The 6,793-nt window shown below is 37.2% G+C and carries 11 protein-coding genes; all 11 read right to left on the reverse strand.

Annotated features, from left to right (window positions below):
• Positions 1 to 15: 15 nt before the first annotated feature.
• On the reverse strand, positions 16 to 282 hold the full coding sequence (locus G561_RS15765; RefSeq protein WP_115342954.1) for an HNH/ENDO VII family nuclease: 267 nt from the start codon (positions 280 to 282) through the stop codon (positions 16 to 18).
• 50 nt (positions 283 to 332) lie between these two features.
• Positions 333 to 632, reverse strand: a complete 300-nt coding sequence (locus tag G561_RS0112900) for a hypothetical protein (RefSeq protein ID WP_028859920.1) — start codon at positions 630 to 632, stop codon at positions 333 to 335.
• A gap of 138 nt (positions 633 to 770) precedes the next feature.
• Positions 771 to 986, reverse strand: coding sequence for an HNH/ENDO VII family nuclease (locus G561_RS14700; protein ID WP_051584564.1), 216 nt, complete (start codon positions 984 to 986; stop codon positions 771 to 773).
• Positions 987 to 1,036: 50 nt separating this feature from the next.
• The gene (locus G561_RS15050) at positions 1,037 to 1,486 is read right to left on the reverse strand and encodes a hypothetical protein (protein ID WP_051584565.1); all 450 of its coding nucleotides are present in this window, start codon (positions 1,484 to 1,486) and stop codon (positions 1,037 to 1,039) included.
• A 1-nt stretch (position 1,487) separates the two neighbouring features.
• Positions 1,488 to 1,799, reverse strand: coding sequence for an HNH/ENDO VII family nuclease (locus tag G561_RS15055; RefSeq protein ID WP_147286698.1), 312 nt, complete (start codon positions 1,797 to 1,799; stop codon positions 1,488 to 1,490).
• Between the two features lie 300 nt (positions 1,800 to 2,099).
• The gene (locus tag G561_RS0112920; protein WP_028859922.1) at positions 2,100 to 2,630 is read right to left on the reverse strand and encodes an ankyrin repeat domain-containing protein; all 531 of its coding nucleotides are present in this window, start codon (positions 2,628 to 2,630) and stop codon (positions 2,100 to 2,102) included.
• A 159-nt stretch (positions 2,631 to 2,789) separates the two neighbouring features.
• Positions 2,790 to 3,383, reverse strand: a complete 594-nt coding sequence (locus tag G561_RS0112925) for an ankyrin repeat domain-containing protein (RefSeq protein WP_028859923.1) — start codon at positions 3,381 to 3,383, stop codon at positions 2,790 to 2,792.
• Positions 3,376 to 4,008, reverse strand: a complete 633-nt coding sequence (locus G561_RS0112930; RefSeq protein WP_028859924.1) for a GH-E family nuclease — start codon at positions 4,006 to 4,008, stop codon at positions 3,376 to 3,378. Before G561_RS0112930 ends, G561_RS0112925 begins: the two co-directional genes overlap by 8 nt.
• Before the next feature lie 102 nt (positions 4,009 to 4,110).
• Positions 4,111 to 4,554, reverse strand: a complete 444-nt coding sequence (locus G561_RS15060) for a hypothetical protein (protein WP_051584566.1) — start codon at positions 4,552 to 4,554, stop codon at positions 4,111 to 4,113.
• Between the two features lies 1 nt (position 4,555).
• Entirely contained in the window at positions 4,556 to 6,466 is a 1,911-nt protein-coding gene (locus tag G561_RS15065; protein ID WP_051584567.1) for an HNH/ENDO VII family nuclease, read from the reverse strand.
• Positions 6,463 to 6,793 (reverse strand): IS5 family transposase (locus G561_RS0112945; protein ID WP_028859232.1); only part of this gene is annotated, 331 nt, incomplete at its 5' end. The genes G561_RS15065 and G561_RS0112945, both read right to left, overlap by 4 nt.

The following is a 6,793-nucleotide window of genomic DNA, read 5'->3' on the forward strand; positions in this document are numbered from 1 at the left end:
GCTCGCTCTTTCATTTCAGGGGTATAGTTTCGTGTTTTCATTGTCGTATTCTCTCAGAAAATTGAGTCTCCGACAATCCCGGGGCGGTTCAAGTCTATCTTTCCAATATTGTGTTTGATCTTTGTTATACAGTTTATCAACTTTTGGATATTCAGGATGCTTACCATTGTAGGGGTGTAATGCAAGCCTTCCATCTTGATTATTATGATTTAAATGGGTTGATTTAGATATTTCAAATAATGCACCCCTACCATCTTGGCGTGAATGGTGTTCAAAACTCAAAAGCCCAACTTATATAGTCAGGCTTTCGCATTAAAATATGTCAAGCTAGCTCAATCTTCATTCTCTGAAGTATCTAAGTACCACTCCATAAACTCATAAAAACTATTCCAGTGCGGTAAAGTACCGTCAATCAATTGCTGTTGCTCACCCAAGTTGAAATCCCAGACACTGTCGTCTTCGGTATTATATAAATAACCGCCTTCGCCTTCACCTGTGCTGAATAAGATATATTTTTTATGGATGCCCCAACGTTCCTGAGAAATTATCGTAGGAAAACCATCTAATACATCAACTATAGTACTTGCTCCGTTTCGACTATTAAGCGCAGTAAGAAAGTACTTTGAATACAACTCATAGAACTCAGAATCCTTTTTGACTCCAAGTGATAGTAAAATTTTTTCTGATTGTTGAGCATACTCTGGTTTCTTTGCTATTACAGGAAACTTTTGCTTTAAAAAATAATTTCTCTATTTTCCGTAAGTTCATTTTTATTCACCTTGTAACTGATTTAAACGATCTTGCCAATAGGTTTCTTTATCTTTCTTAAATAAATTTCGCTCTACAAGATAATCAGGGTGACCTTCATTTCCATAGGGATGCAATGCAAGCCTTTCATCTTGATTAGTATGATTTAAATGAGTTGATTTTGAGGTTTCAAATAATGCACCCCTACCATCTTGGCGTGAATGGTGTTCAAAACTCAAAAGCCCGACTTATACAGTCAGGCTTGCGAGTTAAGATATGTCAAACTGGCTTAATTTTCACCCTCTGAAGTATCTAAGTACCATTCCATAAACTCATAAAAACTATTCCAGTGTGGTAAAGTACCGTCAATCAGTTGTTGCTGCTCACCCAAGTTGAAATCCCAGACACTGTCGTCTTCTGTGTTGTAAAGATAACCGCCTTCGCCTTCGATTGTCGTAATTAGTATATATTTTTTAGGAATTTTCCATACTTTATGTATAAAAGTGTTTCTATCAATAAAATTTCTAGTTGGTAGAGGGTCAACAATATCGTCATTACCTTCACGGGTATCTAATAATCTTAAAAAGTATTTAGTGGACAATTTAAAAAAACTACTGTCTTTTTTTACACCATGCTTTAAGAGTATTTCTTCTGTTTCAAACTTCTGATCAACATTTTTTTCCATTATAGGAAAAGTTTGGTTTTTCAATAACCCTTCTATTTTACTTAAAGTGCTCATTTCAATCTCCTTGAATTTGTTTTAGTCTATCTTTCCAGTACTGATTTCTATCTTTACCAAAAATATCTCGCTCTACTGGATAATCTGGATGCTGAGAACTTCCATAAGGATGTAGAGCTAAATTACCATTCGTATTGGTCGACCTAATGTGTACGGGTTCAGATAACTCATATAATGCACCCCTACCATCCTGACGAGAATGGTGTAGTTGTATTTGTTCATATTGCCCATCCTTTAATGCATAGGGTGCTCTTCCTGATTGCATTAATTCTGCATTAGTCGTTGTACTTCCTTGAATAGGTCTCGCATTCAAATCAATCTCCTGCTGATACACTTTATAATTTAATCCTGTGCCCCGCCCTGGTTCTTGCCATTGGGCTTCGGTTTTAAAATACTGGTTACTTGATGGCGTAAGTTTGATTGTCGCAAAACCTGAGGTTACATTAGGGTCTGGATGGCGCTCATTATCTTTTAATCTTCATTTAAAAAATTTTGCATATCTTTCTTTATTTGGTCAATATCATCAATTCTCGGCATTTCATCATAATGACCACGATTTCTTGACATATTCTCTAATCTAAAATACTAAAGGTGTGTTAAGGTCACTAATAATTCAAGAATACTTCTCTAATAGCTCAATGACAGGCTTAAATTGATCTACATTGCCTACGTGTTTTTTCAGACTTTTTACGATACTTATGTCATTATTTGCATTAATATAGTTTGGGTTTCCTCCTTTTTCGAGCATCAGTTTTAGAACATCTAGCCTTTCAGGCATTCCTCCTATCATTGCCAAAGGGATAACATTATCACGATTAGGTATATTAGGGTCTGCTCCCGCTTCAAGTAAGGCAATGGCTGCTTCGGCATTTTTACCTCTCATAGCATAGTGAAGTGGCGTCATGCCATAGACGTCTTGGGCGTTAACAGGCACTCCTTTATGAATGAAAAATTCAATAGTTTTTCTCGGCGGCGTATCTGAATTAAAGCCCATTAACAGCTGATGTAGCCAATTCCATTTATCTGTCGGCGATGTTTCAAAATAATCCATGCCATTTTTTTTAAATAGCTTGGCAGCTTTTTCAAGCTTTCCATCCGAAAATAAACTAAATACATTCAGACGTAGCTTTCTATATTCATCCATAATTAATTTACCTAGTTCGTGTTATTTTTAAGGAAGGATTCCATTTCTTTAATTAACTGATCAGGAATATCCTTACCCGGCATTTCATCATAATGACCACGGTTTCTAGACATATTCTCTAATCTAAAATGCTAAGAGTGTGTTAAGGTCACTAATAATTCAAGAATACTTCTCTAATAGCTCTATGACAGGCTTAAATTTATCTACATTGCCTACGTGTTTTTTTAGACTTTTTACGATACTCATGTCATTATTTGCATTAACATAATTCGGATTACCACCTTTATCTAGCATAAGCTTTAAAACATCAAGTCGTTCTGGCATTCCTCCTATCATTGCCAAAGGGATAACATTATCACGATTCGGTATATTAGGGTCTGCTCCCGCTTCAAGTAAGGCAATGGCTGCTTCGGCATTTTTACCTCTCATAGCATAGTGAAGTGGCGTCATGCCATAACTATCTTGAGCGTTAACAGGCACTTTATTTTTAATATAAAACTCAATTGTTGATAAAGGTGTACCTGTCCATTTTTCAGCATTAGGTATATGCATCAATGAACGATGTAACCAGTTCCACTCTTCTTTTTCAGTAACAGCTAATATGTCTAATTCTTTATCCTTTATGAACATATTTTTTAATTTCTCAATATCTCCCTTTTCATTAGCAACCACTACCCGTAAATCAGGATCACTATCATAAAGCTCTTGAAAACGTTTCAATACTCGTTCTTTATCCTCATCTTTTTTACTCATTATCTAGTTTTCCTTGTTGTAAATCATTTTTCATTTCTGACACTATGTCATTGATTTGATCCTTACCCGGCATTTCATCATAATGACTACGGTTTCTAGACATATTCTCTAATCTAAAATGCTCAGGGTGTGCGTTGATATACGCATTAAATTGTTTTTGCGTCATGTTCAATTCTTTTGCTGCTAATTCAAGCCGTCGGTGCTCCCAACCATAAGCATGTCCGATATCAATCGGGCCTTTTATCGTAACATCTGTAACTGGATTATAATAATCTCCATTAGGCAATTTAGTATAGTTTGCTTCAATCGCTTCAATCGTTTGTTTACGCAGATATGGTCGGTTATATCCTGTATCGTTGGCTTCTAGACGTTCGTAAGGCGACTTTACAGATCGTTGGATACCGTTTTCGTCAACGATATAATAACCACCACTGTCACGCTGATAAATCTCTTCCCCGTTTTTATCAAATTTGCCGGTGCTGGTTGAACGTCCTTTATTTGGACCTGTCATACTGCCATCAGGGCCTCGGGTGTATGACCCATCTGGAGCATCGCTAACTGCTAATATCGCCCCACCTGTTTCAGCAGCACCAATACCACTATCAGGTTTTGGCTTACCTGTCACTGCAGTTGCATCACCACGACCATCTTGGCGTGAATGGTGCCAATGAACTAAAAAGCCCGACTTATACAGTCAGGCTTTCGAGTTAAGACATGTCAAACTGGCTTAATTTTCACCCTCGGAAGTATCTAAGTACCACTCCATAAACTCATAAAAACTATTCCAGTGTGGTAAAGTACCGTCAATCAGTTGCTGTTGCTCACCCAAGTTGAAATCCCAGACACTGTCGTCTTCGGTATTATAGAGATATCCGCCTTCACCCTCACCAGTACTGAATAAAATGTAGTTTTTGGGTACTTGCCATACTTCATGCGCAAAATTAACTGAAAATCCTTGTGGTGGTAATGGGTCAACAATTTCATCAGCACCACAATGACAGTCTAAATGTCTTAAAAAATATTTTGTATAAAGTTTAAAAAATCCACTTTCTTTTTTAACACCGTACTTAAGTAGAATATCTTCAGTCTCTGCCTTACGTTCTATTTTTTTTTCTATGACAGGATAAGATTGCTTTTGTAATATTAACTCAATTTTATTAAATGAACTCATATTAATCTCCTTGCAATTGATGTAAACGATCTTGCCAATAGGTTTCTTTATCTTTCTTAAATAAATTTCGCTCCACTGGATAATCTGGATGCTTACCCTTGTAGGGATGCAATGCAAGCCTTCCATCTTGATTAGTATGATTTAAATGAGTTGATTTAGATACCTCAAATAGAGACCCTCGTCCATCCTGATGTGAATGGTGTAATTGAACTTGTTCGTATTGTCCATTTTTTAATATATAAGGTGCATCACCTTTAGCCATTAATTGAGCATTAGTCCGCATATCTCCGTCAGCTTTAAACGGTCTCGCATTCAAATCAATCTCCTGCTGATACACTTTATAATTTAATCCTGTGCCCCGCCCTGGTGCTTGCCATTCTGCTTCGGTTTTAAAGTACTGATTGCTTGATGGCGTAGGTTTGGTTGTCGCAAAGCCTGAGGTTACATTAGGGTCTGGATGGCGCTCATTATCTATCCAATCATACTTGTTATCTTTTTGAGTTATATTCCTATTATTTGTATAAGGCGACTTTACAGATCGTTGGATACCGTTTTCGTCAACGATATAATAACCACCACTGTCACGCTGATAAATCTCTTCCCCGTTTTTATCAAATTTGCCGGTGCTGGTTGAACGTCCTTTATTTGGACCTGTCATACTGCCATCAGGGCCTCGGGTGTATGACCCATCTGGAGCATTGCTAACTGCTAATATAGCGCCACCTGTTTCAGCAGCACCAATACCACTATCAGGTTTTGGCTTACCTGTCACTGCAGTTGCACCACCACGAATATCTGGTGTGCCTGAAGTCGTAGCATAAGCAGGTGAAGGAGTTAAGTTATCAAGATTTCTTCCTAAATTCTCTAGCCCTTTTTTACCTACTTTAGCAGCTTTACCAGCACCACCTACCATTACCGCATCAGTAGCTAGTTCCCCTACCATTTGTGCATCTTTATAGCTGGTATCAAAAGGCAAACCCTGTTGGTTTTTAAGCTTACGATAATTCCATTCCGTTGTCGCTTCTTCTTTTAATTGTTTTGCACCATCTAGTGCATTGTCTAATGTTTGTTTGGGATTGCTTATGATTTCTTTACCAGATCCGACAACCACTTTACTTACATTAACTAAATCATTGAAATGCTCTAAACCTGATTTATTCCATTCCCTTTTAACCAACTCAACATTACTATCTACAGCATTGTCTATACCTGATATTGCACCCAAAGGCTTTATAACCATTGTATTGGTTACTGTTGTTAAAGCCGCTTCTTTTAGTCCAATATCTTCTCCATATTTCATCTTAGCAGATTGCTTATACAATTCAGCAGTATCGTCATCATCATAAGCTTTATTCATGAATAAAGTTTGTTTATTAAAGTCCTCTGGTAAAGCAGTAAAGCTATTATTTGAAGTATCTAAGTAATAAATTTCATCAATACTTTTAGGGTCTGTTTTGGCAGTGACAGTTATTTTCTCAAAGTATGCTACTGGTATTAAGTCTTTCTCTTTTTGAGAGTATTCGGGTTGCTGAGGTATACTTTCTATTGGAGACAAGAGTTTATCGTATAGCTTACCAGACCAATCATTAGCATTCATATCAGTTGGCTTGACAGCATTAATATAAGCATAGGCTTCTTGATATTGAGCAATTTTCTCTGGTGTATCACTAAGATACGTGTCTATTGATTGCTTCCATCCTGCGTCTATATTATATAAGGCACCTCTGGTTAATCGCTTTCTTGCCTCAACTTCACTGATACCTTTTTGCTGAGCATAGTCTTTGGCTAAAAGCCCTATAATTTCTGCTTCAACTGGATGAAGCTGCCTATTATTGGCATCTACATTTACCGCAGTAGCTGTGCTTGCTGTTTCTAAACCACTGGTAGCACCTGCACTAGGGCGTGTCCTCAATTTAACCTACAGTGAATAATAGTACAAGCTAGGTAAAGCATAGATTTAAAATTGCGTGCTAGCTTTTCATAGCGTGTTGCTATACTGCGAAAATGCTTTAATCGAGCGAACATATTTTCAACTAGATGGCGTAATTTATAAAGGTAACTGTCAAACTCTGGGTTAGGTTGTTTCGTATTTTTTCTTCTAGGAATAACCGCTCTCATGCCATGTTCTATCGCTTTATCTCTGATTTTCTGCGAATCGTATCCTTTATCAGCTATAAAATATTCTGCCTGTTCAATCACTTCTATTAGGTCGTTTGCAACTTGACTGTCGTGCACTTCA

It is taken from the genome of Psychrobacter phenylpyruvicus DSM 7000 = NBRC 102152, assembly GCF_000685805.1.
GTDB lineage: Bacteria > Pseudomonadota > Gammaproteobacteria > Pseudomonadales > Moraxellaceae > Psychrobacter > Psychrobacter phenylpyruvicus.

Coding starts and splice junctions, on each gene's coding strand:
- G561_RS15050 (WP_051584565.1), bottom strand. CDS start 1,486: ATGAGCACTTTAAGTAAAATAGAAGGGTTATTGAAAAACCAAACTTTT.
- G561_RS0112920 (WP_028859922.1), bottom strand. CDS start 2,630: ATGGATGAATATAGAAAGCTACGTCTGAATGTATTTAGTTTATTTTCG.
- G561_RS0112925 (WP_028859923.1), bottom strand. CDS start 3,383: ATGAGTAAAAAAGATGAGGATAAAGAACGAGTATTGAAACGTTTTCAA.
- G561_RS15060 (WP_051584566.1), bottom strand. CDS start 4,554: ATGAGTTCATTTAATAAAATTGAGTTAATATTACAAAAGCAATCTTAT.